Genomic DNA, 25,122 nt, shown 5'->3' on the forward strand with positions numbered 1-25,122 from the left:
CCCCCACCCCCACCCCTAGGTCGATTGCTGGGTGTATGCGAATCGATTTTTGGCTAACATCCCGTCGGCAGCAGGTTGTTTCACATCCTGCTCTTATTTCCGTTCAAGGGAGAAAACAAAAATGTTCAAGAAATGGATTGTCGTTGGTTGTGCCGCATTGCTGACTTCTGTCGGCGCTGTTGCCCAGGTCGATACCGTGATCAAGAGCGGTGAAAACAACATTTCCGTGATGACCATGGGTGAGGGCGAGCATGTCGTCATCGCCCTGCATGGTGCGGGAGGGAACGATCGTCGCTTTTTCTTTGGCGGCAAGGGTGGAGAAATGGGCCAGGCGCTGGCCAACGCAGGCTTCCGTGTCATTGCGGTTAACTGGGCCGGGCAGGCTGGCGCTGGTTTTACCGAAGTGGCTGCTGCCGTGGCGCACGCCAGGGAGACCGGTGCCAAGAAGATTTCCCTGATGGGGCACAGCCGCGGCGGCGAACTGGCAGCCAACTATGCGCGCAGCCAGGATGACGGCACGTTCAATACGGTGATCCAGTTTTGTTCAGTAGACAATCAGGGGCTGCCGATGACGCAGACCAAGAAGCTGTTTGCCTACAACAAGAACGATCGCTGGGCTGCCTGGCAACCGGATGCCTTTGCCAAGTCGGCCGAGCCAAAAGTGAAGATCGAGTTGGGTGGCCGGGGTCATGCGGTCAGTGATCTGATCAGCGAAAAGGCTGATCTGGTGCAGGATGTGCTCGGTTTGCTCAATCAGTAAACCGGCGAACCTGTTACGAAAATGAAAACGGGGGCATGGCCCCCGTTTTCATTTCTGCCGGACCGGTCCGGCCCGACGATCGATTTCCTGTTGCAGCGGCTTCAGCAAACCCAGCTTGAACAGCAGTTCAACGGCAACGAACAGGGGGCCGATGATCAGCCCGACGATATCGTCGACAAATGCCGGCTTGCGCCCCTCGAACCAGTGGCCGACGAACTGGATGATCCAGCCGGCGACAAAACCACCGATGCCGATGGCCAGCCAGATGCCGGTCGGCTGCACTGCGGCCCAGTGGCCGAAAGCGACCGACAGCGCGAGCAGCACCGACATCAGCAGGCCGAGGGAGAGATCCAGGCGCAGGTAATACACGGCAACGCCGAGGGAAAGTACCAGCGCCGGGCTGATGCTCAGGCCACCCGCGTCCAGGGCGGGGCGTGAGAGCAGGACGGCGATGGCAAGCACGATCAGCGGGATGCCGAAGAAGTGCGTGAAAATGTTGCGGGCATCGCGGTGGTAAGCCGCGTACTGGGCGAGTTGATCCTCCAGGGTCTTCACGGTAGTCTCCATTGGGTGTTGTGATTTTTTCGCATCATGGCATGTGCCGGCGGCAGTTCTCCGTCGGCTACCCGACACAGCCTGTTTGCCAGTTACCAATGTCTGCACCCACCTCACAACAACTCGCCATCATTCGTTCCGGTTCATGGTTCTCCTCGCTGCCGACCGGGCTTCAGGGAGAGCTGATCGCCATGTCGCGCGTGCTCCGGCTGACGCATGGGCAATGTCTGTTCGCCCGTGGTGCGCTGGCCGATGGCCTGTTCTCGGTCATCGAAGGCAGCATCCGCATCACGACCGTTTCCGAGGATGGCCGCGAGGCCATCCTGAATTTCTTCGAGGCCCCGCACTGGTTCGGGGAGATCACCTTGTTCGACGGCAATCGACGGACCCACGATGCACACAGCGAGGGTGAGAGCTGTGTGCTGCATCTGCCGCTGGCGCCGCTGCAGGCGCTGCTCGAACGTGAGCCCCGGCACTGGCAGGAACTCGGGCGTCTGCTGACGCACAAGATACGGTATCTGCTGACCTTGTTCGATGATGCTGCCCTGCAGCCGGCCCAGGTGCGGCTGGCCCGACGTCTGCTGGCGATCGCCGAGGGCTACGGTGAGCCGAAAGGCGACGCTGGCGACAGCATCCGCATCTCGCAGGAACAACTCGGGCAGATGGTGGCGGTGACGCGCCAGACGGTGAACCTGATCCTGCGGCGTTTCGAGGCTGCAGGCATCCTGCGCATCGGGCGCAGCGACATCCGCATCCTTGATCTGGCAGCATTGCGCCGGCAGCTTCCCTGAAACAGAAAAACGGGAGCCGAAGCTCCCGTTTTTCTGCGACTGACAGTTCCGGCTTACTTGCTGTCCGGCACGTCCTTCTTCTTGTCGTTGCCTTCGATGTACGGGCTCCACGGCTGGGCGCGGACCGGACCCTTGGTCTTCCAGACGACGTTGAACTGGCCGTCGGCCTTCACTTCGCCGATGAACACCGACTTGTGCAGGTGATGGTTCTTCTCGTCCATCTTCGAGACGATGCCCGATGGTGCCTTGAAGGTCTGGCCGGCCATGGCGGCGATGACCTTGTCGGTATCGGTGGACTTGGCCTTCTCGACGGCCTGCTTCCACATGTGGATGCCGATGTAGGTGGCTTCCATCGGGTCGTTGGTGACGACCTTGTCGGCGTTCGGCAGCTTCTGCTTCTTCGCCCAGTCGCGGTACATCTTCACGAACTTGGCGTTTTCCGGGTTCTTGATCGACATGAAATAGTTCCACGACGCCAGGTGGCCGACCAGCGGCTTGGTATCGACGCCGCGCAGTTCCTCTTCGCCGACCGAGAAGGCGACGACCGGCACGTCGGTGGCCTTCAGGCCGGCATTGCCCAGTTCCTTGTAGAACGGCACGTTGGAGTCACCGTTGATGGTCGACACGACGGCGGTCTTCTTGCCCTGCGACGAGAACTGCTTGATCTTGGCGATGATGGTCTGGTAATCGCTATGGCCGAACGGGGTGTACTCCTCCATGATGTCGGCGTCGGCAACGCCCTTGGACTTCAGGAAGGCGCGCAGGATCTTGTTGGTGGTACGCGGATAGACGTAGTCGGTGCCGAGCAGCACGAAGCGCTTGGCTTCGCCGCCGTCCTTGGACATCAGGTATTCGACGGCCGGGATGGCTTGCTGGTTGGGGGCGGCGCCGGTGTAGAAGACGTTCTTCTCGAGTTCTTCACCTTCGTACTGAACCGGGTAGAAGAGCAGGCCGTTGAGTTCCTTGTAAACCGGCAGGACCGATTTGCGCGAGACCGAGGTCCAGCAGCCGAAGGTGACGGCGACCTTGTCCTGGCTCAGCAGCTGGCGGGCCTTTTCGGCGAACAGCGGCCAGTTGGAGGCGGGATCGACGACGACCGGCTCGAGCTTCTTGCCGAGCACGCCGCCCTTGGCGTTGATTTCCTCGATGGCCATCAGCGCGGTTTCCTTCAGCGCCGTTTCGGAAATGGCCATGGTGCCGGACAGCGAGTGCAGGATGCCGACCTTGATGGTGTCCGCGGCGTGGGCGGCCATGCCGATGGAGGACAGGGCGGCGGCAAGGACGGTGGCCTTGATGAAAGTGCGACGATTGCTCATGAGAACTCCTTGGACTGAAATTTGACGTTACGGAAAACTGTTTGCTGCGGTGCAACGTCAGATTAAGGAGGCTGAGCTTCGGGGCAAATACGTTAGATTGCGTAGGGCTGCGTATTCAGGCGAACGGCCCTCGACGAAGGTCGTCAGGCGTGCGCTGTCAGGTAGTCTTCGAGGTGCCGGTCGAATTCCTGGAAATGGGATTGCAGCGTTTGCAGGACTTTGTCGATGCCATGAATCGCCAGCACGCAGTTGCCGTCTTCGGTGAAGATGACACGGATCGCCCGCAACTGTTCCGCGATGACCAGATGGGCGTTGTTGTGGGCAATGCGATGTGCCTTGGGAACGCTTTCCGCCATGTACAGGGATTCGATGGCGTTGTGCTTGAGCGTGGCTTCGACGAAGGCCCTGACCAGTTGCTCGATGTTGCTGTGGCAGAACTCGCGGTGGTTCGACTGGCAGTCGCGGCAATTGTCGATCTTGTCGCTACGGTCACAGGAGGCCTTGATCCGGTGGATCAGGTCAAGCATGTAGGCATGGTCGCGGTGCATGCGTTCAACGGCTTCGTCACAGATCAACTGCATACGCGTTTCCCCGGGGGTGACTGTTGCGTTGCGGCCCCTGACTTCAGGGCAATACTCGATGAATTTTGTCGAGTATTTTGAGTATAGACGGTTTTTTCGGGAAAGCCGGCATAAATGCCGGTCTTCTCGTGATGACCTGACAGGAATGTCAGTCTTGCGATTTCTCGATGGCTTCGAGCAAGCGCAGCGCCCGTTCCCGGTTTTTGGCAATCGCAGCGGCGCGTTCGTCCACGTTGGCGGATTCTGCGAGCGATGCCTGGATCAGTGCCTGGTGCGGCGTCAGTCCGCCCAGCGCTGCATGCAGCATGCTGTCGAGTTCTGCGTCGGTATAGTTATCATCCGGCATGGGGTTCTCCGTGGGGTTGGCGGTGGCACCAAGAAAAAGGCCCCGCGGGTTTCGCGGGGCCTTTTGTTCGGTGTGCCCGGCGACTTACTTGCCTTGCTTGACGGCAGCAGCGATGTTCTTCTGGGCAGCTTCGGAGAACTGCTTGGCGACCGAGTTCATGTTGCCGAAAGCGGAATTGGCGGCAGCGATGGCATTCTGGATTGCGGCAACGGCACCTTCAGAACCAGCCGGTGCGGACTTGGCAGCCATTTCGAGCATGCCGGCCATCGACTTCTGGAAGTCGCTGAACTGGGCTTCGACCATCTTGGCCAGTTCCTGCTGGGTCTGGGCGGTAATTTCGTAGACCGAGCGCGAGTAGGCAACAGCCTTCTCGACAGCCGGTTGGGCCAGTGCCTTCTGGGCGGCCAGGGCGGCTTGCGGGTCCTTCGCGTCCATCACGGTCTTGACGCCGGAAACGGTGTCTTCCAGAGCGGCGCGGGCGGTGTTCAGGTTCAGGGCAGCGATGCGCTCGGCGGAAGCCAGTGCCGTATTGGCAACCGACAGCAGGGAGTCAACGGTGGCCTTGTTGGCAGCGGCGAATTGTTCGGTATTGATGGTCATGAATGGCTCCTTTGATATCGATTGTGGATGTTTCAGGAACCAGTATAGCCTATTGGCTGGGAAAATTGTGCACTGCAGCAAAAATTTACCTGGTATTTTTTGCCGGGCCGAAAATGCCGGTAATAGAATGTCCCCGTTTATCCGGTAAAAGCGATTTGAAAGGCGACGCCATGCGGCAAAGCATCAGTTTCATCACCCTCGGTGTTCGCGACCTGGCGCGCAGCCGGGCATTCTACAAGGCACTCGGCTGGCGCGAATCGTCAGCCAGCCAGGCGGGAGTCGCCTTCTTCCAGGCCGGGACGGTGGCCTTCGGCCTGTTCCCGCGCGCCGAACTGGCCGAGGATGCGGCGCTGCCGGCCGAAGGCAGCGGCTTCCCCGGTTTTGCGCTGGCCCACAATGTCGCTTCCGAGGCCGCGGTCACTGCCTTGCTTGACGAGGCCGTCGCTGCCGGCGCGACCTTGACGCAGCCGGCCGGCAAGGTGTTCTGGGGTGGTTTTCGCGGCTACTTCGCCGATCCCGACGGTTTTCTCTGGGAAATCTGCCATAACCCCTTCATCCCGCTCGACGCCGACGGTTTCATCCGTCTGCCTTGAATGTTGCGGTCAACCCCGTGAAAAAAGGAAAAACCATGTACGACCTCCATCTCGGCAACAAGAACTACTCTTCGTGGTCCTTGCGCCCCTGGCTGCTGATGCAGCATTTCGGCGTTCCCTTTGTTGAGCACATGGTTTCGGTTGCCGGCCGCGATTACAACCCGGCGCTCAAGCCGATCGCCGGCAACGCCCGCGTGCCCTGCCTGCACGATGACGGTTTCCAGATCTGGGACAGCCTGGCCATTGCCGAATACCTGGCCGAGCGCCACCCGCAGATGTGGCCTGCCGAACGCAAGGCGCGGGCCCGCGCGCGCAGTGTTTGCGCCGAAATGCACTCGGGTTTCATGCACCTGCGCAAGGCAATGCCGATGAACCTCAAGCTCAGACTCAAGGGCAAGCCGGCCAGCCCGGAAGTGCAGCGGGACATCGACCGTATCGTCGAGATCTGGGAAGACGCGCGCAACAACTTCGCCGGTGGTGACGGACACTGGCTGTTCGGCGATTTCTCGGTGGCCGATGCGATGTTCGCGCCGGTTGCCTGGCGTTTTCACATCTACAACGTGGCGCTGCCGCCGGTTGCCGCCGCCTGGCGCGACGCCGTGCTTGCCCATCCGGCGATGCGCGAATGGTATGCGGCGGCGCTGCTGGAAACCGAGGCGCATGCACATTACGACGGCCTGGCCGACGAGTACGGCGGTCCGCGCTAGCTCAATGCCGCGGTCGACGGCATTTTTCTGGCATTTTTGCGGTCGACCGCAAAAAAACTGATTTTTGCCGGGGGCCCAAAAGCGCTCGGGAAGGTGTTACATTTTTGTCACTTCCCGACGCATTTGAAATCATGCCCACCCGCGTGCTTCCCCGTTCCTTCCGCAATCTTCTGGTCGTCGTTTTCGGCCTGTTGACGCTGGTGGTGGGGTTGCCGCTCTATCTCTACAGCAGCAGCATCCACCGCGACCAACTGATTGCCGACCGTCAGGAAAACCTGCACTCGCTGGCGATGGCGACGGCAACGGTACTCGCCGAGAACCTCATCGAGCGGCGTCGCGAAATCGAATTGCTGGCGCAGACAACGGCTTTTCGCACCGAACCGCTCGACAGTCCGAACATCAACGCCGGCCTCGATCGCCTGAAACGTTCCTATCAGCATTACTCATGGATCGGCCTGACCGATACGGCCGGGCGCATCCGTGCGGCGACCGGCGGCCAGCTGGTCGGTATCGATGCGGCCGCCCGTCCGTGGTTCGAGCACGGGCGTCATGGTGTCCATGTCGGTGACCTGCACGAAGCGAAGTTGCTGGCCAAGCTGCTGTCCAGCGAGTATCCGGGACAGGTCGTGCGCTTCATCGATTTCGCCTCACCGGTCTACGACGATGCCGGCAACCTGCGCGGTGTGCTCGCGGCCCATGCCCACTGGCAGTGGGCCGGTTATATCCTGCGTGCGGTGGTGCCGCTCAATGCGGCGGAGGATGCGATCGAAGTCTTCATCGTCAGCCGCGACGATCAGATCATCTACCCCGAAGGCGGTTTCGCCGATACCCGGGTGCCGGCACGGGGCAGTAACGGCAAGCAGGCTGACGGCTTTCAGGACTGGGGGGGCGTCCAGCCCTACCTGACGGCGGCGCATGCGGTCGCCGAGCCGAGCGGCGATACGCTGGGCTGGCGGGTCGTCGTGCGCCAGCCCCGGGATGTCGTGCTGGCTGGCGTGGCCGAACTGCAGCGGGTGATCCTGCTGACGACGCTGGTGGCGCTTGTCGTCTTCCTGATCTTCGCCTGGATTGGTGCCGCGCGGGTCAGTCGGCCGCTTGCCCAGTTGACCGACATCGCCAGACGCATCGAGCGCGGTGATGAACACGTCGATTTTGCCGTCAGCGTACATACCCAGGAACTGCAATGCCTGTCGCAAGCGCTTGGTGGCATGGCGCAGACATTGATGGACCAGAAATCGGCTTTGCTTGCCGCCAATCACGAACTGGAAGACAAGGTGGCCGAGCGGACCGCTGAACTGAGCCGCCTCAACGCCGAGCTGCAGTTGCTGGCGCGTACCGATGCCTTGACCGGACTGGCCAACCGGATGTTCTCGAACGAACGGCTGGCCGAGGAGTTCGTGCGCTTCCGGCGGACTGGCGTGGCTTACGCCTTGATGATCATGGACATAGATTACTTCAAGAAGGTCAACGACACCTGGGGTCATCCGGCCGGCGATGCGGTATTGCGCCATGTTGCCGGCCTGTTGCGGTCGACGCTGCGCGCTTCGGATTTTGTCGGCCGGGTCGGAGGCGAGGAGTTCATGGTCATCCTGCCAGCGACCGATCTTGAACAGGCTGCTCGCGTGGCCGAAAAGATTCGCAGTGTTGTCGAAGCGACGCCGATAGCGCCGGCCGGCACAGTGACGCTGAGCATCGGCGTCCATGTGCCGACGCTGACCGATGCAGATGAAGAGGCGGCGCTGCATGTTGCCGACCGCTTGCTGTACGCGGCGAAGCAGGGCGGGCGCAACCGCGTCGTGTTCGACGCTGGCGTGGCGGGCTGATCATCTGCCACCACGGGTGAGCAAGATAATGCTGATCTGGGATAATCGCCCGCTTTCCCACGTCTCCCGTTTCCGATGACTTCGATAGCCACCCAACTTGTCGACGCCGCCCAGGCGCTTTCTGCGCAGGTCGATGCCATGCGCTTCGCCGCCCCGGTCAGCCATGTTTACAACCCGCTCGACTACGCCTGGCCGGTGCATCGGGCCTACCTGGAGCGTTTTGGCGCCAGCAGCAAGCGCGTGGTTTTTCTGGGCATGAATCCGGGACCGTTCGGCATGGCGCAGACCGGCGTGCCTTTCGGCGAAATCGCCGCCGTGCGCGACTGGCTCGGGCTGGCAGGCCCGGTTGGCAAGCCGGCGCAGGAAAATCCCAAGAAGCTGGTGGAAGGCTTCGCCTGCAAGCGCGGCGAAGTCAGCGGGCAGCGGCTGTGGGGGCTGTTCCGCGAGCGCTTCGGCACGCCGGAAGCCTTCTTCGCCGAGCATTTCGTCGCCAACTACTGCCCGCTGGTGTTCTTCGAAGACGGCCGCAACCTGACGCCGGACAAACTGCCGGCGGCCGAAGCCGGGCCGCTGCAGGCTGCCTGCGACGCGCATCTGCGGCGCATGGTCGAAGCCCTGCAAGCGGAATGGGTGATCGGTGTCGGCGCCTGGGCGGAAAAGCGCGCGATGCTTGCGCTGGATGGCTTGCCGGTACGCTTCGGCCGCATCCTGCACCCCAGCCCGGCCAGTCCGGCAGCCAATCGCGGCTGGGCACCGGCAGCGACGAAACAGCTTGTTGAACTGGGCATCTGGGGCTGATCGACGTTCAGCGCCAGGCGATGGCGGCGGCGAGGGCGATCATGACCACGCCGGAGCCGCGTTCGATGTGTCGCAGATGGCGCCGGAACCAGGCTAGCAGCCGGGGCTGGCCGACGCCGCGGGCGATCGCGGCGTCCCAGGCGAAGACTGCGCCGACCATCCACAACCCGTAGAGCGCCTGCTCGCCGGCCGGCGTGGCGGGCGCGACGATGGCGCCGAAGAGCAGCGTGTAGAACAACGAGTTTTTCGGGTTGAGGATGCCGGAGAGGAAACCCTGGACGAAATTCGGGGCAAGCCTTTCCCGTGGCGTTCCCGGCGCTGACGGAACCGTCAACTGGCCGTCGCTGCGCAGGAAAAGCAGGCCGAGCCAGAGCAGGTAGAGACAGCCAGCCCACTTGAGGGCCGCGAAAAGCAGCGGAAAGCGCGCCAGCAGCGACACGCCGGTCAGCGCCAGCGCGATGTAGGCGGCGTTGGCGAGGGCAATGCCGAGGCTGGTCGCGAGCGCCGGGCGCAGGCCATGCACGATGCGCGTACGCATGATCAGGAAGAAATCCGGCCCGGGGCTGAGCAGGGCGACGAAGTGGGCAGCGGCAACGAGGCCGAACTGGGTGAAGTCGAAGGACATGGCGGCTTCCGCAAATGGGCGGAGTATCGCCAGCCGGTGCCGGCCGGTATTGGACGAAATTGCGCCGCTCAGCGGCGGCGGCCGTATTGCCCCGGGGTGGCCGCGACGCGTTCGCGGAAACTGCGGTGAAAGTGGCTCTGGTCGGCAAAACCCACCGCCAGCGCGGTATCGCAGATCGGCGCACCGGCGGCGAGTAGCCGGCGGGCGCGCTGGATGCGGCGGTCAAGCTGGTAGGCATGCGGCGTCATGCCGGTGTGGCGGACGAAGCGGCGGATCAACTGGTAACGGCTGAGCCCGGCGATGGCGGCGAGTTCGGCCAACGGGATCGTCTCGTCGCAATGCGCATCGAGCCAGTCGCGGACAGCGGCAATGCCGGCGGGAACGCTTGCTGTGGCCGGTGTTTTCAGTGGCTGACCGGCGAGCGCGGTGAGCAGTTGGCCGAGGCAGTCGGCAAAATGATTTGCCGACGTCGTCTCGTTGACTGCCGCGAAGGTGTCGCCGAAATGGCGATAGGCCACTGCGTCGCCGACGATGCGCCAGGGCTGTTCGGCCAGCGCCGCAGCGGCTGGCGAGCCGGCGAGGAAATCGCGCATCCAGGCGGCGTCGAGGTAGAGCATGCGGTAGCTCCAGGCGGCGCGCTCCTCCGGGTTGCAGGCATGGACCAGCCCGGGCGGCAGCAGCACTAGGTCGCCGGGGCCCAGGCGGTACTCGGCGCCGGCGACGGAAAACCGGCTGTGACCGGCGTCGACCGTACCAATCGACCATTCAGCATGGGCGTGCGGCCGGTAGCAGGCCTGCGAGTCGGCGGCGCTGCGTGCCTCGACGAAAGGCAGCCCGGGCGGCCGGTGAAAGCAGGGCTGGCCGCAGGATTGATGCGCTGACTTTTTCAGGATTTTCCGCCGCATTCGCTGCCACCTGCCTTCGCCCGCGCCGCGTGCGCCTTGCGGTAGCTGTCGATCAGCCGCTGGTGGCGGTCCAGTCCTTCGAGTTTCATGCTGGTCGGGGTCAGGCCGTGGAAGCGCACGCTGCCGTCGACCGAGCCGAGTACGGCGTCCATGCGCTCGTTGCCGAACATGCGGCGGAAATTCACCACGTAATCGTCCAGCTCCAGTTCGTCGTCGAGCAGCACTTCCAGCACCACGTTGACCGCCTGGTAGAACAGGCCACGCTCGGCGGTGTTTTCGTTGTACTGCAGGTAGGCCTCGACCTGTTCCTTGGCCGCCTCGAAGTCCTGCAGCGCGAGGTTGATCAGGAGCTTGAGTTCGAGGATGGTCAGCTGGCCCCAGTCGGTGTTCTCGTCGAATTCGACGCCGATCAGCGTGATGATGTCGGTGTAGTCGTCGAGCTCGCTCTCTTCCAGGCGCTCCAGCAAGGCTTCCAGGCCGGCGTCGTCAAGGCGGTGCAGGTTGAGGATGTCTTCGCGGAAGGCCAGCGCCTTGTTGGTGTTGTCCCAGATCAGGTCGTCGACCGGGTAGATTTCCGAGTAACCGGGCACCAGGATGCGGCAGGCGTTGGCGCCCAACTGGTCGTAGACCGCCATGTACACTTCCTTGCCCATGGCTTCGAGAATGCCGAACAGCGTGGCGGCTTCATCGGCGTTGGAGTTCTCGCCGTGGCCGGAGAAATCCCATTCGACGAATTCGTAATCCGCTTTGGCGCTGAAGAAGCGCCAGGAGACGACGCCGCTGGAGTCGATGAAGTGCTCGACGAAGTTGTTCGGCTCGGTGACGGCATTGCTCTCGAAGGTTGGCCGCGGCAGGTCGTTGAGGCCTTCGAAGCTGCGGCCCTGCAGCAGTTCGGTGAGGCTGCGTTCGAGCGCCACTTCCAGGCTCGGATGCGCGCCGAAGGAGGCGAAGACGCCGCCGGTGCGCGGGTTCATCAGGGTCACGCACATCACCGGGAATTCGCCGCCCAGCGACGCATCCTTGACCAGCACCGGGAAGCCCTGGTTTTCCAGCTCGGCAATGCCGGCGACGATGCCCGGATATTTCGCCAGCACCTCGGCCGGCACATCGGGCAGCGCGATTTCGCCTTCGAGGATTTCGCGTTTCACCGCCCGCTCGAAGATTTCCGACAGGCATTGCACCTGCGCCTCGGCCAGCGTGTTGCCGGCGCTCATGCCGTTGCTGAGAAACAGGTTGTCGATCAGATTCGTCGGGAAATACACCGTCTCGCCGTCCGACTGGCGCACGTAGGGCAGCGCGCAGACGCCGCGTTCGGTGTTGCCGGAATTGGTGTCGAACAGGTGCGAGGCGCGCAGCTCGCCGTCCGGGTTGTAGATTGCCAGGCAGTAATCGTCGAGCAGGCCCTTGGGCAGCGCGTCTTTTTTACCCGGCTTGAACCAGCGCTCGTTCGGGTAATGGACGAAGGGCGCGTTGGCGAATTCCTCGCCCCAGTACTGGTCGTTGTAGAAATGGTTGCAGCTCAGGCGCTCGATGTATTCGCCAAGCGCCGAAGCGAGCGCACTTTCCTTGGTCGCGCCCTTGCCGTTGGTGAAGCACATCGGCGAATGCGCGTCGCGGATGTGCAGCGACCAGACGTTGGGCACCAGGTTGCGCCAGGAGGCGATCTCGATCTTGATGCCCAGCCCGGCGAGCAGGGCCGACATGTTGGCGATGGTCTGCTCCAGCGGCAGGTCCTTGCCGGCGATGAAGGTCTGCGTGCCGGCATCCGGGTTGATGGTCAGCAGCGCCTGCGCATCGGCATCCAGGTTCTCGACTTCCTCGATGACGAACTCCGGCCCGGTCTGCACGACCTTCTTGACGGTGCAGCGGTCGATCGAGCGCAAAATGCCCAGCCGGTCCTTGGCCGAAATGTCCGGCGGCAGCTCGACCTGGATCTTGAAGGTCTGCTTGTAGCGGTTTTCCGGATCGACGATGTTGTTCTGCGACAGGCGGATGTGCTCGGTCGGGATGTTGCGCGTGTCGCAGTAGAGCTTGACGAAGTAGGCCGCGCACAAGGCCGACGAGGCCAGGAAGTAATCGAACGGCCCCGGCGCCGAGCCGTCTCCCTTGTAGCGGATCGACTGATCGGCGATGACCGTGAAGTCGTCGAACTTGGCTTCCTGACGAAGCTTGTCGAGAAAATTGACCTTGATTTCCATGCGTGGATCCAGAAAAGGCGTTTGCAACAGGGTTTTTACAACGCGAGGCCGCCATTATCCGGGTTTCCCGGGCACAACAATGCGCTTCCGTCAGGGCACCTTCCATCTTCTTCCGGGAGGCTTGAGCGCAGAAGCCCGGTCCGAAGCTCATCAAGGACGTTAAGGAGTTCCGAAGCAAGCAACCACTGCGTCAAATCAATGAAAGGTGGATCGCTATCGCCCAACCTTTGGCGGGCGGCGGCTTCCAGGCCAAGCGCCATGCGGTACGCTCGTTCCAGGCCTTGAGCGTGCGCAGGTGACTCCTGATCCGTAGCCTTGAGGACCATCACAAAGATCGCCCCGTCATGATCAATCCAAGGAAGACAAAGACCCCATAAAGCGCGCGCTGAAACTGGATCGGATTCATCCGGCCCCGCAGTCGGGCACCGATCCCGAGGCCGACAAAGGCAGCAACGAGCGCTGTGGTGCAGCCGGGAATATTGGCGACCAGTTCATCCGCGTTGGTCGCTCCAAGCCGGATGGTCAACGCGACCGTGGCAATCATGAAACTGATGCCGAGTCCTTGAATGAACTCCTCCTTGTCCAGTCGCAGCGACTGCATGTAAGGAACCAGCGGAATCACGAACACGCCGGTCGCTGCCGCAATCACACCGGACAATGCACCGACGATTCCGCCGATCAACCCGACGTGTTTGTGCGCTTCCGGAAGGCCCGGCTTCAACAAGCCCCAGATTCCATAGGCAATCAGCACAAAACCGAGGATCGAAGTGGCATGACTTCCCTCAGCCTCTATGCTGGCAAGCGGGCTGAAGAGGGTCAGTAGAGCCAGGCAAGCCCACATGGGCCAAAATTTTCTGACCAGCCGTCGCCAATGCGGACCGAAACACTGCGCAACATTGGTCGCAAATGAAGGCAGGACCATCAGCATTGCGGCTTTGGCCGGTGACATCAGCAAGCTGAGCAGCGCCATTGAAATGGTCGGTAGTCCCAGTCCGGAGATCCCCTTGACCGCCCCGGCGGCCAGAAATACGGCGGCTATGATCAAATATGTTTCAGTGTTCATGCATGAATGATTATCGAGAGGATGCCATCTGTCGATCACATGTTGGCGGTGGTATCCTTCGCCAAATTTGAAGGATGATGACAGTGCCCCTCAATCGATCCCTCTTGCCGCATCGCATCTCCACTTACGACCTTCACGTTTTTGCGGCTATCGCCGAGGCGGGGTCAATCACCCGCGGGGCAGAAAGCATGCATCTCTCGCTGGCTGCCGCCAGCACGCGCTTGCAGAAGATGGAGCATGCCCTGGGCACGGAGTTGCTTCATCGATCAAAGCTCGGGGTCAGGCTGACGGATGCCGGTCGGACCTTGCTGAGGCATGCGGGCCGGCTTGAGCGCGAACTGGAAATTCTACACGCTGAAATGGCGGCCTTTGCGCACGGAATTCGAAGCACGGTCCGGGTTCTGTGCAATACCGCCGCGATGACGGAATATTTGCCGCCGCTGATCGGCCGTTTCCTGGCCGAACACCAGGAGGTTGATATCGATCTGCGTGAGCTTGGAAGTCAGGATGTGCTCTCGGCGATGCGGCAAGAGCAGGCTGACATCGGAATTGTTGCTGACTATGTCAGGACCGAAGGCCTGAGCACGCGTTTTTTTCGGGAGGATCGGCTGGTAGCAGTATTTCCTTCCGTTCGACGTCCTCGGCAAACGACATCCGTACAATTTGCCGACCTCCTGACGCATCCCTTTGTGGGGCTGCCATCCGAAAGCGGCTTGAGCCGGTTCATACAAAACCAGGCCATTCAATATGGGCGCGGTATTCACTACCGGGTACGGGTGCGTAGCCTGGATACCGTGGTGAGTCTTGTCGCCGATGAGGTCGGTATTGCGATTATTCCGGAGACAACGGCCAGGCGCTTGGCTAGTCCGAAAATCGATCTGTTGCCGCTTGAAGATCCGTGGGCGAACAGGAAGCTGCTGCTGTGCACTGCCAGCGATGCAGTCCCGGAAGGCCCGGCCGCAGTGTTTCTTGATTATCTGTCTGGCTCGGCTCTGGCGAGATAAGCAAGTTCGGCTGTGGCCGAAAACAAGAGCTCACATGCTTCGCGCTCTCGCCCCAAGGCCGATATTCCCACATGAAAATCCCTCGAATATTGCGGTCGACCGCAATATTCGGGCAAAAACCGTCGCCGCTCAGTTCCTCGATGAAATCGAAGACTTCAGGTTGAACACTTGATGCGTACTGCTTCCAGCGGTTTCTCGACACCGCCCAGGCGCGGCAATGTCAAGCCATCCTCGTTTATGTTCTTCAGCAGCAGATTTTTTTCCCCCAGCGTTTTTCCAGCGCCCCCGTTGCCGCCGCCTTCAAGAGCTTTTGAAAGCTCGGACACTCGACATGGCTTGGCGCCGGGCAAGCTGCGGCATGTCGCAGCCCGCTGCTCATTGCTCTCAAACGTTTGATCAGCGCATCAATTTCGTCGGCCTTCGCTGCCAGTAATTGCCTGTCGATATTGGGCGGTCCGTAAGGTGACAGCATCGATCGAATTTCATCGAGCGCCAGCCCCGCAGCTTGACCAAGAGCAATCAAGGCCAGTTGATCAAGCACGGTTGGAGCGTAGCGGCGCCGCTCCCCTTTTTCACGAACCGAGGTAATGAGTCCCTTTTGTTCGTAATAGCGCAGGGCCGATGAAGGGATCCCCGTCTGTTTACTGACTTCAGAAATATCCATCCAAACACCCCTTGACTTGAAGTCGACTTCAACTTCTAGAGTGCACGCCAGAGTCCTGTTCGTCAACGTTCAAAGGAGTGTGCCATGGCATCAATTGAAGAAATCACGAGGATCGTCCTCATCGGGTGCGGAGCCACTTTGGTCATGGATATCTGGCTGGTGTTCCTGAAGCGGATCGGTGTGCAGACACTGAATTTTGCCTTCATCGGGCGTTGGGTCGGGCATTTGTTCCATGGCCGGATTGCGCATGCATCAATCGGCAAGGCATCACCTATCGCCCATGAAGCCGCGTTTGGCTGGATCACCCATTACGCAGTGGGCATTGCCTTCGCCTTCCTGCTGATCAGTATTTCCGGTGTTGCGTGGACCAGAGCGCCGTCGCTCGGCATGGCGCTGCTGGTGGGCGTATGCACAGTGGCATTCCCGCTGCTGGTCATGCAACCAGCGATGGGGCTGGGGGTGGCCGCTTCAAAGACCCCCAGCCCCGTCAAGAACTGCATCAGAAGCCTGATCAACCACAGCATTTTTGGCCTTGGCCTATTCCTGTCGGCTTGCGTCATCGAATGGATTTTTCGATGAATGCCTATTCCCCACCGAAGAAATCCAATTTTTCCGGAGTCAGTGAAATGAAAAAACTAGCCGTCATCTACCACAGCGCCCATGGCCATACCGAGCATATTGCCCAGCATATCGCCGAGGGAGCACGAGACATCCCGGATACCGAAGTTCATCTCGTCAGGGCCGAGGAACTGACATCGCAGCCCAACAATCTGCTTGAGTTCGATGGCTTGCTCCTGGGCTCACCAACCTATCTGGGCGGTGTTTCAGGGACCTTCAAGAATTTCATGGATTCGACTGGCGGGCTGTGGCGCACGCAGCAACTCAAGGGAAAACTGGCCGCCGGCTTCACTGTTTCTTCACTTCCGGCCGGTGACAAGCAGTCGACGTTGATCTCCTTGTTCACCTTCTGCATGCAACACGGAATGCTGTGGAGCGGCAATCCCATCCTCCCGGAGCAACATCGCGGAGTTCCCTATGACGAAGCCGCTAACCGCCTGGGCTCATGGTCCGGCTTGATGGCTCAGGCCGGGCATTCGTCGGCAGCTGACGCCTTTGTTGCTGGCGACATCAAGACAGCCAGGATGTTTGGTCGCAATTTTGCCGAGACGGCGCACCGCATTTCAAACGAAACGCAAAACTGATCAGGAGAAAACCTCATGATTCCCAAAAAATATGGACCTGTTTTATTCAGCCTGCTTCTTTCCGGAATGATGTCACTCCTGGTTTCCGGGATCGCCACGCTCCGTGCTGCTGGCCTGGTTGATGGCCTTCTCGATCTCTGGATGTCAGCTTGGATTACCGCTTGGCTGATCGCATTTCCAACGGTCATGCTGGTTGCACCATTCACGCAGAAAATCGTTGGCACTCTGGTGACGAAAACTTGAGTGTTCGTGTAATTGCCAGAATATTGCGGTCGACCGCAATATTCTGGCAAAAACCGTCGCTGCTCAGTTCCTTGATGAAATCGAAGGCCTCAGACTGAACACTCGTATTCTGTGTTCACGGAAAGCAAAATCGAACCAATTTGAACCCGGCCCTTCACGCCCCAGGCTTGACCTGATTGTCTGCATCCGCCGCCAGTTGTGGCATCTGCTCAGCCTTTTCTTCGAGCGGCCGCCCCGGCACCCCGCAACGACCCCGCCGACAACTCCCCGGTGCGGCAATGTCGATGCCATCCTCGTTCATGTTCTTCAGCAGCAGATAGACCGCCGCCACACCGGCGAGAAGGAGGATGAGGGCGATGAGGATGGAGAGCATGGTAGTGGTTTGGGAGGAGGTGGTGGGCTAACTATAGCGGGTTAGACCGGATGGGGAGCGCTCTTCGGCCTTTGTCGACATGCCTCTCCGCTCAAAACAACTCGAACTGCTCCCAAGCCAATGCCAGTTGCGGCGGTAGATTGTCGTGATTGCGGATATGAAGCTTGTCGGTGTCGGCCAAAACATCGTTTGCCTCAACCTCAATCCACCAGTAGGACGTTAAGTCGCTCCGCTTGTCACTATCCACCGGATGGGTATGCCATACCTCGATTAGGAGTACCGGCTGCCCAGCTTGATCGAGCAACGCCAAATCAACCCTCCGGCCACTATCGGGGCAGCGCCACTCCGTAACAACCTCGTGTGCCTGAACAAACGGAAGGACAGTTCGGATTCCTGCCGGTGTATTGAAAACCATGAGCGGCATTGGCGTCCTTCGACGTAAGGCTTCAGCAAATAGCGTCGCCAGAACACGCTGTGCTGCTTCATGCTTTCCCTTGGCAAAATCGTGAAATGCACAGCCATCCGAATGCCCATTCCGGAAATGCCTGAAATGCTGTCTTCCTTGCCTGTTCCGTGCCACGGTTAAGTCTCGTGCACAACGCTCATCCAAACAGCGATAGCGCCCCTTGCCTGGACGATGCTCGGCACGATCCGCCTTAACCAACTTGCCGGACTGAATATCGAGCGCCCAGGTAATACGCGCAGGGCCTCTGCTCATACCGACCTCCCAACTGCAGCCAACTCAAGCAAGACAGAACTGGTATGAGGGGATTTCACAATCCAGTTTGTAAAATCCGGTTGCCAGTAGCCACGCCCACGACAAATGGGCTCAACCACTGCCTGCACATCGGAATTAAATGGGTGCCATACCGCCATATCCCCAGATGGAAGCTTCCTGGCGAAGACCGGCACTCCCAGCACAAAAAATTTCTGTTGCATAATCCTGACTCCGTAATTTGAACACGAAGTCAGGTTAGGAATTTCGCTTCCGAAATTTCACTTCACAACCCTGGTAATACCCTCGCACAGGGAATTAAATGAATAACAATCATAAGCTTACGGGAAGCAGCACAAATGGCTTCGATCAAAACACCGTGGCGATAGCCGAGTGCCTTAAAGACTACCTATCAGTCCACGGTCGCACCGCCCAGCACTTCCAAATACTGCGTTTTCTCGCCGATGAAACGCTTCAGCGACTCTCGGAAGGCAAGCAGCCCTGGTTCAATTACCTTGCCATTCGAGAAGCCGTCACCGGAGAAACCGAAGGCGACGCCAGCGCCTGGTTCGGGCGTCATTGGAAAACGCTTACAGGCGATTTCCGCCAAAAATGCGAGGAAGGCATCCAAAAATTCGCGTCCGACCAAGGCCTGACGATCTATCCCTGGATCGAAAAACGAGAGAGCAATGGTGGCGCAGGCAATCAAGCCCTGATTTGCCTAGTTGCACTCGCCATCCCAGGCTCTAGCCCACAGGCAGCGAAAAAGCTCCCGGAACATGACATTGACTACATTCCGGCGGAGAAACTCAAACTCTCGTGGTGGGCACGCTGGCTCTTCAACAAGGATCAAGTCGCGGAAGGCTGGCGAAAATGGATGTTGGTTTGGCCGAATCTTATCGGGCTCGGGATTGTCAGCCTGCTCGGTGTCTTTCTACTCTGGGCAATGAGCCAAAGCACATCGCCACTCACCGCAAGCGACACGACCATTCTCATCTATATCGGCTTATTCGCTTGGTATGCGCGTCACCTTGCCGACCGTTTCTGTCGGCTCGTCGACGACCGGATCATACTGGCCTCAGACCATATGGTCGGCTTCAAGGAGTTCGGCGTCTGCCTCGAACTTTTCAAGCCCGAAGGAAGCAATGCAGACACGCCAAAGCGTGCCCGAATGATCAAATATGCGGGAACCTGCCCCATTTGCTCCGCACAGGTCTTGCTCGACAAAGGTGAGCCGGATTTTCCTAGGCGAATTGTTGGTCGCTGCCAGGAAAGCCCACGAGAGCATGTCTTCAGTTTCGACCGTGCGACGCGATGCGGATATCGCTTGCGCTAGCACTTCAGTTTTTCATGACAAATGCGTCCCTGCTGGCGGCACTCATAATTCATGTGACCATCAAGGGGGCGGTGGCTGAAATTCGGCCAATCCAGCCGTTGCGGGTAGCTCGAACGTAGGGCCGGTGTCGCAAAGTTTGCTGCCGTTGGCAGGTTGGATTGGCGTAATGGCCGCTTACATCAAGGTCCAGGGACGGCACCCGACCCGAAGCGGTAGTTGGCGGGTTGAAAAAGCTGTCGTTCAGGAACGTCTAGCTTGAGGGGCGCGAAAACAGGCGGCGAAGCCGGCTGTTGGAGCGTCCCACTCGAAGCGCTTGTTAGCCCTGATCACATGGAGACAAGTCGCCATGCAGCTTTATTGCCCTTGAGTTCTGGAATCATTTCGATGAGCCCAGCATCCTTTAGTTTGTAGAACTCTGACTTCACTGCGTTTTCGCTCTTGATCCCCGTGATGTCACGAGCCTGTCGATTCGTGATTATTCCCTGCTTGGATAAGAATTCCATAATCGCTTCTTGTGGTGTTGCAAGCGGCGTATGTGGAATGACAACACGCACGTAGTTGCCTTCGTCAAGGATCTCTGGATTTCGCAGTCGCCATTCTTTCATCTTCTGAAAGGCTGTATTCAGACCCTCGCCGATGTCCTTGTTGGGTGGGATCTTGTAGCGAGAAAGCATGCCGACAATACGTGGGTTGCGAGCGTAGCGAACATCAAGAATATTCTCTTTAGTTACAAACGCAGGCAGTCGACCAGGACTTAATACTTCAATCCTATTGTCGAATATTTGTATCTGGACGTCATCGGACATTGAATAGTCGCGATGTATGATTGCGTTTACAACGATTTCCCATAAGGTCTCAGGTGGATAAGCCATCGCCTTGGCGCCATCGGTAGTCCAGACGTTAATTGATGACATGATTGCTGTGACCCGTTCAACCGTTTTGTGTATTAGGTCATAGACGGGGCCTTCAACCGACTCAATTGGACCGAGGTGATCTCGCTCTGGATCATCCTCCTTTGTTTCGTAGCGAACAATGCGAACGGAGCACTTCTTCGGCATAAGACTTGCCGGTTCAACAGAAAAGAGTAGTACGCCAGCGACCTTCGGCTTGAAGGATTTCCTATCGATTAAGTTTTTATTTAGGGCAAGTTCGAGTGGGTCGGTGGTTGGCGAATAGCCCGCCAAAAACTCAGTCAATCGTGGTGAGTCGACGACATCTTCGGCAACCGCGTTGTCAATCGAATAGTCCTCGTAGGAAACGGCCCCCTTCGCAAATGATAGGGCTGTAATCCGAGCAGGATCGGACACGGGAAGAGATTGTGCCCCCTGACGTTCATAGACAGTGCCGTCGGAAGTCTTGTGGACTGCCTGACTCTTTTCGATCTGGATTCGCAGCACATAAGTGAGCATTCCCTCAGCCTTGAGGAATGCAAGGTCCATTGGCAAGGCAGGCTGAACTTCTGTAAGAGCCTGAATATGCTGGTTGTAGTCCTCGATGTTCGAGCGTGTCCGGAATTTTGTGTAAACGGGGTTTGGGTTAAAGGTTGTTCATCCGGTCCTCGAACTGGATAGTAAAGCGAGTCAGCGCCGCCTTCCAATCCCGAATCGGCATGGTCCATTTCCGGCTGATATTGCGCAGCGCCAGGTAGAATAGTTTCAGCAGTGCTTCATCGCTCGGAAACGAGCCGCGGTTCTTGGTGATTTTGCGCAGACTCATGTTCACCGATTCGATCGCATTGGTCGTGTAAATGACCTTGCGAATCTCTGGCGGGTAGTCGAAGAACGGGATGATCCTCGGCCAGTTCCGACGCCAGGACTGACTGATCGGCAGGTAGGCCTCGTCCCATTTGTCCTCGAATTCACCGAGCATCTGCTCAGCCTCGTCCGCCGTGGCGCAGGTGTAAATCCGCTTCAGGTCGGCAGCGACCTCAGGCCGCATCTTCCACGAGACGTAATTCAGGCTATGGCGCACCAGATGGACGATGCAAAGCTGGACGGCGGCATGGGGATACACAGCTTCGATGGCTTCCGGGAATCCCTTGAGGCCATCCACGCAGGCAATAAAGACATCCTGCACCCCACGGTTCTTCAACTCGGTGATGACCTGTAACCAGAACTTGGCCCCCTCGGTCTGTGCGATCCACAGGCCCAGCACCTCCTTCTCACCGGCCATGTTGAGGCCGATGGCCAGATAGACGGCCTTGACCCGCACACTGCCATCCCTGACCTTCACGTGGATGCAATCGAGATAGACGATGGGGTAAATACTGTCCAGAGGCCGGGACTGCCAAGCCTTGACCTCTTCGATCACAGCGTCGGTTACCGAGGAAATCAGTGTCGGCGAAACCTCGGTGCCATACATTTCTTCAAGATGGGCCTGTATCTCGCGAACCGTCATTCCTCGGGCGTAGAGCGACAGAATCTTGTCGTCAAAGCCGCTCCAGCGGGTCTGGTGCTTCGGAATCAGCTGCGGCTCGAACGTGCCGTGGCGGTCACGGGGAATCTCAATCGGCAGTTCGCCGAACTCGCCCTTCAAGGTCTTCTTGCTCTTGCCGTTGCGGGTATTCCCGGCAAGATTCTCTACCGGTTCATTCTTCCCGTGGCCGAGGTGGTCAGCCATCTCCGCTTCCAACGCCTTCTCGACCAGCAGCTTGGTCAGTTGCTTGAGCAACCCATTCTCGCCAATCAGGTCTTCCGGCTTGCGGTAGTCAGCCAACAGGCTGTCCAGCAACTCCTTCGGTACTGCTTTCTTTCCTACGGTCATCATCGCTCCTGGCAATGTGGCAGTTTCCTGCCGGGTGACCGTTTACACAAAAATTCTTACACGCTCCGATGTTCGGCGCACCGGCCCAGCGCTTTGACGGATCGGGCTCATCCTTTTCGTCTGCAATTCCTACGTAGGCTTCCCCCCCATCGGCATTCGCAAATGCAACGGCGATCTTTTGTAGTTTCGCTCCCTTAATTGCGGCAGCCTTTCGGTCGAAGAAGTGGTCTTCCTGCCTTGTCGATAGCAGCAGTGCATCGGCAGCAGTAATCGTCTTTGTTTCCATCCGAGATGCTCCGGTATAAGGGGCTAACAGTTATTCACGAGCAGAAACATCCGGATCATTGCTAATAATACGGACACGATTGGATCACTCGTAAGATTTTGAATGACATGGAGATTATCCGATGCCGGTCTCCTTATCAATCAGCAATCATACGGACAGAGCCAACGTCCGGTCTGTGACGCTTTCTTGAGAGACCGCTCCTGGCCGACACCACCAATTGGGCTGGGCTTCCGGTAAGCAGCCATTGAGATCGAGTCAGTTGCCGAACGTAGCGTAGGTTTGCTCCAGCATTTTGAGACACACTCGACAGTCCCTCTGGGGAGAACACGAGGACTTCGGCCGGAGCGCGGGCGATCGCCCAAGAGGGTCACTCAGCCCCTGCAGGCGCTACCTCTGCCAAGCCGACCGTGTAGTGCCCACCTTGCTCTAGGCGAAGCGCCAACAGATCGTACGTCCGAAGCATGCTGAGCAGGCCGGAATGCCCATAATCGGCCGGCGAAAATCCCGGGTCCGTCCGCTTGAGATATTGCCCTAGTCCACCAAGGTGAACGTGGCCATCTGAGCTTGACCCCGCCAGCAGCGCAACGGCATCCACAACAAATTTTGGGCGGCGCTTGACCACTGATGCCGGCGTAGTGGCCGCCGGCGTGGTGGCTGCCAGCGCCTTGGTCGCGCCATTTTTCGCCACTGCGGTAGCTGATTCTGCAGGTTCAGCCGTTTCTTTTGCGGCTGACGCCCATTCGAAAAACTGATCGCTAGCGTTGCGCAGGGCGTCTGGGGTCTTGGCCTCGCCCACGATACATACGGTGGCTCCACGCTCCCGCAACTTACGGCAGAGGTAAGCAAAATCGGAGTCGCTGGTGACCAGGCAAAATTTCTCGGCGCGATGGTCGAACATGGCCTCCAGTGCATCGAGCGCCATGGCGATGTCGGCTGTATTTTTTCCGGCGGCGTACTGGTATTGCAGGCACGGCGTAAAAGCTTGGCGCACCAGAGCCTCTTGCCACGACTTAGACAGGGTTTGCAGATTGCCGTAGCCGCGACGAAGGACAACGCGGCCGAACTGCGCTACGACTCGCAGGGCATGATCGAGGATCTCGGGGCTCGTGTTATCGCAATCGACTAGGACGGCGACGCGTGGTTCGATGTTGTGCGGGGTGCTCATTATCTTCAGGTAGGATTAGGTCGTATAAGTATGCCGGCATATAGGTCGCCTCGACTAGCTATTGAGCATCTAATCGCTTGCCTACTGGGCGGCCGGCTCTAGGATTTGCCTATACTTTTAGCAAATCACCGGCGGCCCTGATGGTCTCTCGCAATGAACGAATTGACTGGTCTGGATACCGCCCTGATCGGCAGGTTTATGGAGCAATGCAGACCTAAGCGGCAGAGCAAACGAACGTCTGCAATGGCCGAAAACAAGACCTCACATGCTCCGCGCTCTCGCCCCAAGGCCGATATTTCCACCATAAAAATCCCTCGATTCTTGCGGTCGACCGCAATATTCAGGCAAAAACCGCCGCCTACCGGTTTCAGCCCCCCCGCATCTTTCCCATCGCCAGATTGGCAGCCGCCGTCCGCGTTTCGACGCCGAGCTTTTCGTAAACATGCTCCAGGTGCTTGTTCACCGTGCGCGGGCTGCTGCCGAGGATGTCGCCGATGTCCTTGCTGGTCTTGCCCTGGACCACCCAGTAGAGCACTTCGGCTTCGCGCTGGGTGAGGCGGAAGGCGGCGATCAGGGATTCGACGGCGGAGGCGTCGTTTTCCTCGCGCAGGACGACCAGCCATTCGTCGTCGCCGGTCTGGTCGTGGAAGGAGGCGAGCAGGCGGCGTTGGCCTTCGGCGACGAGCAGGGCGGGCGGTTCGCGCTGCTCCTTGCGGGCGGCGTTGGCGGCGGCGATCCAGGCAAGCAGTTCTTCGGGGGCGACGTGTTCCGGGTTGGCGAAGTAGTCGTTGAGCAGCTTGCGGGCGAGCGGTGTCTGCCAGACGATCTTGCCGTCGATGGCGCGGACGGCGACGGTGGCCTGGCCGAAGGCGTCGAGCGCGCTGCGCGCCTGCTTCATCTGGCGGGCGTTCTGCATGTGGGCGGCGATGCGCGCCAGGACTTCGGCCGGGCGGATCGGCTTGGTCACGTAGTCGGCGCCGCCGGCGGTGAAGGCGGCGACGACGTGCTCGGTTTCGGTCAAGCCGGTCATGAAGACGATGGGGATGTGCTGTGTGCTGAAATCGGCCTTCAGCCGGCGGGCGACTTCGAAGCCGTCCATGCCGGGCATCAGCGCGTCGAGCAGGATGACGTCGGGCAGGCTCTGCCGGGCGCGTTGCAGCGCTGATTCGCCGTTGGTGGCGACGAGCACGGTGTAGCCCGTTTCGTCGAGTGCATCGTGCAGCAGCGACAGGTTCTCGGGGATGTCGTCCACGATCAGGACGATGTCGGAAATGTTGCGGTCAACTGGGTTCATGGGGCTTTTTTGCCGGCTGCTGCAGGGCTAGATTTTCTTGGCGTTGCGCTCGCGCACGATCGGCGGCACGTACTTGACGGAAAACAGCCAGCCATCTGCCGTGTCTTTGAGCAGCAGCGATTTCGAGTTGGCGCCGGGCTCGAAAACCGGTTCCGTGCTGAGCAGTTCGACGGCGCCGATACCTTTGATGACGCAGGCGCCAGGGAGCGTGACGAAGACAGATTCGGCAGCGACCAGGATGAACTGGCCGTCCTTGCTCTCGGAACAAGACAGGCCTTTCGGCACGCTCGCCGGGTCGAGTTTCCAGGCGGCGCGCAGGGCGTCGAGGCCGTTGATCAGTTCGGCGGTGGTCTTGATCGCCAGACCGACTTCGATGGATTTCGTTTTCGCCATGCGCATGCGCCTCCGTGGTGTCG

29 protein-coding genes are annotated in these 25,122 nt (G+C 59.4%); 11 read left to right on the forward strand and 18 right to left on the reverse strand.

Annotated features, from left to right (window positions below; all coding sequences use genetic code 11):
• Positions 1 to 121 precede the first annotated feature (121 nt).
• Entirely contained in the window at positions 122 to 760 is a 639-nt protein-coding gene (locus tag BJN45_RS13540) for an alpha/beta hydrolase (RefSeq protein WP_076096155.1), read from the forward strand.
• Positions 761 to 808: 48 nt separating this feature from the next.
• Here BJN45_RS13540 and BJN45_RS13545 read toward each other — a convergent pair whose 3' ends face one another.
• Positions 809 to 1,315: a DUF962 domain-containing protein gene (locus tag BJN45_RS13545; protein WP_076096717.1), complete on the reverse strand. Its 507-nt coding sequence runs from the start codon at positions 1,313 to 1,315 to the stop codon at positions 809 to 811.
• Between the two features lie 98 nt (positions 1,316 to 1,413).
• Between BJN45_RS13545 and BJN45_RS13550 the strand changes: the two genes are divergently transcribed.
• A complete protein-coding gene (locus BJN45_RS13550) occupies positions 1,414 to 2,106 on the forward strand; it encodes a Crp/Fnr family transcriptional regulator (RefSeq protein WP_076096157.1) in 693 nt (230 codons plus the stop codon).
• Between the two features lie 53 nt (positions 2,107 to 2,159).
• Here BJN45_RS13550 and urtA read toward each other — a convergent pair whose 3' ends face one another.
• The 4 genes from urtA to BJN45_RS13570 all read right to left on the reverse strand — a co-directional run bounded on the left by urtA (position 2,160) and on the right by BJN45_RS13570 (position 4,949).
• Complete coding sequence (gene urtA, locus BJN45_RS13555; protein ID WP_076096159.1) at positions 2,160 to 3,422, reverse strand: urea ABC transporter substrate-binding protein; 1,263 nt, start codon at positions 3,420 to 3,422, stop codon at positions 2,160 to 2,162.
• Between the two features lie 143 nt (positions 3,423 to 3,565).
• Positions 3,566 to 4,003, reverse strand: coding sequence for a hypothetical protein (locus BJN45_RS13560; RefSeq protein WP_076096161.1), 438 nt, complete (start codon positions 4,001 to 4,003; stop codon positions 3,566 to 3,568).
• 148 nt (positions 4,004 to 4,151) lie between these two features.
• The gene (locus BJN45_RS13565) at positions 4,152 to 4,349 is read right to left on the reverse strand and encodes a hypothetical protein (protein ID WP_076096163.1); all 198 of its coding nucleotides are present in this window, start codon (positions 4,347 to 4,349) and stop codon (positions 4,152 to 4,154) included.
• A gap of 84 nt (positions 4,350 to 4,433) precedes the next feature.
• Positions 4,434 to 4,949 (reverse strand): phasin family protein, encoded by a 516-nt coding sequence (locus tag BJN45_RS13570; RefSeq protein WP_076096165.1) that lies wholly within the window; start codon positions 4,947 to 4,949, stop codon positions 4,434 to 4,436.
• A 170-nt stretch (positions 4,950 to 5,119) separates the two neighbouring features.
• Here BJN45_RS13570 and BJN45_RS13575 point away from each other — a divergent pair, with 170 nt between their 5' ends.
• The 4 genes from BJN45_RS13575 to BJN45_RS13590 all read left to right on the forward strand — a co-directional run bounded on the left by BJN45_RS13575 (position 5,120) and on the right by BJN45_RS13590 (position 8,870).
• Positions 5,120 to 5,542 (forward strand): VOC family protein, encoded by a 423-nt coding sequence (locus BJN45_RS13575; RefSeq protein ID WP_076096719.1) that lies wholly within the window; start codon positions 5,120 to 5,122, stop codon positions 5,540 to 5,542.
• A 35-nt stretch (positions 5,543 to 5,577) separates the two neighbouring features.
• A complete protein-coding gene (locus BJN45_RS13580) occupies positions 5,578 to 6,249 on the forward strand; it encodes a glutathione S-transferase family protein (protein WP_076096721.1) in 672 nt (223 codons plus the stop codon).
• 131 nt (positions 6,250 to 6,380) lie between these two features.
• On the forward strand, positions 6,381 to 8,072 hold the full coding sequence (locus tag BJN45_RS13585; RefSeq protein ID WP_076096166.1) for a sensor domain-containing diguanylate cyclase: 1,692 nt from the start codon (positions 6,381 to 6,383) through the stop codon (positions 8,070 to 8,072).
• Between the two features lie 75 nt (positions 8,073 to 8,147).
• Entirely contained in the window at positions 8,148 to 8,870 is a 723-nt protein-coding gene (locus BJN45_RS13590; RefSeq protein WP_076096168.1) for a uracil-DNA glycosylase family protein, read from the forward strand.
• A 7-nt stretch (positions 8,871 to 8,877) separates the two neighbouring features.
• Here the strand turns inward: BJN45_RS13590 and BJN45_RS13595 are convergent, their stop codons facing one another.
• The 4 genes from BJN45_RS13595 to BJN45_RS13615 form a co-directional block, all read right to left on the reverse strand.
• Positions 8,878 to 9,495: a LysE family translocator gene (locus tag BJN45_RS13595; protein WP_076096170.1), complete on the reverse strand. Its 618-nt coding sequence runs from the start codon at positions 9,493 to 9,495 to the stop codon at positions 8,878 to 8,880.
• A 68-nt stretch (positions 9,496 to 9,563) separates the two neighbouring features.
• Positions 9,564 to 10,400 carry an AraC family transcriptional regulator gene (locus BJN45_RS13600; RefSeq protein ID WP_076096171.1) on the reverse strand — a complete coding sequence of 279 codons (837 nt, stop codon included), beginning with the start codon at positions 10,398 to 10,400 and terminating at the stop codon, positions 9,564 to 9,566.
• Complete coding sequence (locus BJN45_RS13605) at positions 10,382 to 12,598, reverse strand: OsmC domain/YcaO domain-containing protein (RefSeq protein WP_076096173.1); 2,217 nt, start codon at positions 12,596 to 12,598, stop codon at positions 10,382 to 10,384. Before BJN45_RS13605 ends, BJN45_RS13600 begins: the two co-directional genes overlap by 19 nt.
• 325 nt (positions 12,599 to 12,923) lie before the next feature.
• A complete protein-coding gene (locus tag BJN45_RS13615) occupies positions 12,924 to 13,661 on the reverse strand; it encodes a sulfite exporter TauE/SafE family protein (RefSeq protein WP_076096177.1) in 738 nt (245 codons plus the stop codon).
• Between the two features lie 77 nt (positions 13,662 to 13,738).
• On the opposite strand from BJN45_RS13615, the gene BJN45_RS13620 reads away from it, so the two are divergent.
• Positions 13,739 to 14,665 carry a LysR family transcriptional regulator gene (locus BJN45_RS13620; RefSeq protein ID WP_076096723.1) on the forward strand — a complete coding sequence of 309 codons (927 nt, stop codon included), beginning with the start codon at positions 13,739 to 13,741 and terminating at the stop codon, positions 14,663 to 14,665.
• Between the two features lie 244 nt (positions 14,666 to 14,909).
• Here BJN45_RS13620 and BJN45_RS13625 read toward each other — a convergent pair whose 3' ends face one another.
• A complete protein-coding gene (locus BJN45_RS13625) occupies positions 14,910 to 15,329 on the reverse strand; it encodes a helix-turn-helix domain-containing protein (protein WP_076096725.1) in 420 nt (139 codons plus the stop codon).
• 84 nt (positions 15,330 to 15,413) lie between these two features.
• Between BJN45_RS13625 and BJN45_RS13630 the strand changes: the two genes are divergently transcribed.
• From BJN45_RS13630 to BJN45_RS13640, 3 genes are read left to right on the forward strand one after another with little or no spacing between them, the layout of a single operon-like run.
• Positions 15,414 to 15,908: a DUF2938 domain-containing protein gene (locus tag BJN45_RS13630; RefSeq protein ID WP_076096178.1), complete on the forward strand. Its 495-nt coding sequence runs from the start codon at positions 15,414 to 15,416 to the stop codon at positions 15,906 to 15,908.
• Positions 15,905 to 16,531: a flavodoxin family protein gene (locus BJN45_RS13635; RefSeq protein WP_205750601.1), complete on the forward strand. Its 627-nt coding sequence runs from the start codon at positions 15,905 to 15,907 to the stop codon at positions 16,529 to 16,531. Before BJN45_RS13630 ends, BJN45_RS13635 begins: the two co-directional genes overlap by 4 nt.
• Positions 16,532 to 16,546: 15 nt before the next feature.
• Positions 16,547 to 16,774, forward strand: coding sequence for a DUF2798 domain-containing protein (locus tag BJN45_RS13640; RefSeq protein ID WP_076096180.1), 228 nt, complete (start codon positions 16,547 to 16,549; stop codon positions 16,772 to 16,774).
• 154 nt (positions 16,775 to 16,928) lie between these two features.
• Here the strand turns inward: BJN45_RS13640 and BJN45_RS13645 are convergent, their stop codons facing one another.
• Positions 16,929 to 17,147 carry a hypothetical protein gene (locus tag BJN45_RS13645; protein WP_076096181.1) on the reverse strand — a complete coding sequence of 73 codons (219 nt, stop codon included), beginning with the start codon at positions 17,145 to 17,147 and terminating at the stop codon, positions 16,929 to 16,931.
• A gap of 91 nt (positions 17,148 to 17,238) precedes the next feature.
• Positions 17,239 to 17,865, reverse strand: coding sequence for a hypothetical protein (locus BJN45_RS17680; protein ID WP_139326352.1), 627 nt, complete (start codon positions 17,863 to 17,865; stop codon positions 17,239 to 17,241).
• A 319-nt stretch (positions 17,866 to 18,184) separates the two neighbouring features.
• On the opposite strand from BJN45_RS17680, the gene BJN45_RS13660 reads away from it, so the two are divergent.
• A complete protein-coding gene (locus BJN45_RS13660) occupies positions 18,185 to 19,198 on the forward strand; it encodes a hypothetical protein (protein WP_076096187.1) in 1,014 nt (337 codons plus the stop codon).
• Positions 19,199 to 19,524: 326 nt separating this feature from the next.
• On the opposite strand, the gene BJN45_RS13665 is transcribed toward BJN45_RS13660, so the two are convergent.
• The 6 genes from BJN45_RS13665 to BJN45_RS13685 form a co-directional block, all read right to left on the reverse strand.
• Positions 19,525 to 20,637, reverse strand: a complete 1,113-nt coding sequence (locus tag BJN45_RS13665; RefSeq protein ID WP_076096189.1) for an ATP-binding protein — start codon at positions 20,635 to 20,637, stop codon at positions 19,525 to 19,527.
• Positions 20,638 to 20,734: 97 nt separating this feature from the next.
• A complete protein-coding gene (locus BJN45_RS13670) occupies positions 20,735 to 21,961 on the reverse strand; it encodes an IS256 family transposase (RefSeq protein WP_076096472.1) in 1,227 nt (408 codons plus the stop codon).
• The gene (locus BJN45_RS17685) at positions 21,906 to 22,247 is read right to left on the reverse strand and encodes an RNA-binding domain-containing protein (protein ID WP_139326353.1); all 342 of its coding nucleotides are present in this window, start codon (positions 22,245 to 22,247) and stop codon (positions 21,906 to 21,908) included. The genes BJN45_RS13670 and BJN45_RS17685 overlap by 56 nt, the downstream gene beginning before the upstream one ends.
• A gap of 367 nt (positions 22,248 to 22,614) precedes the next feature.
• On the reverse strand, positions 22,615 to 23,412 hold the full coding sequence (locus tag BJN45_RS13675; protein WP_076096191.1) for an NYN domain-containing protein: 798 nt from the start codon (positions 23,410 to 23,412) through the stop codon (positions 22,615 to 22,617).
• Positions 23,413 to 23,779: 367 nt separating this feature from the next.
• The gene (locus BJN45_RS13680) at positions 23,780 to 24,706 is read right to left on the reverse strand and encodes a response regulator transcription factor (RefSeq protein WP_076096193.1); all 927 of its coding nucleotides are present in this window, start codon (positions 24,704 to 24,706) and stop codon (positions 23,780 to 23,782) included.
• Between the two features lie 27 nt (positions 24,707 to 24,733).
• Positions 24,734 to 25,099 carry a hypothetical protein gene (locus tag BJN45_RS13685; RefSeq protein WP_139326354.1) on the reverse strand — a complete coding sequence of 122 codons (366 nt, stop codon included), beginning with the start codon at positions 25,097 to 25,099 and terminating at the stop codon, positions 24,734 to 24,736.
• Between the last annotated feature and the right edge of the window lie 23 nt (positions 25,100 to 25,122).

This window comes from Azonexus hydrophilus, assembly GCF_001956855.1.
Lineage (GTDB): Bacteria > Pseudomonadota > Gammaproteobacteria > Burkholderiales > Rhodocyclaceae > Azonexus > Azonexus hydrophilus_A.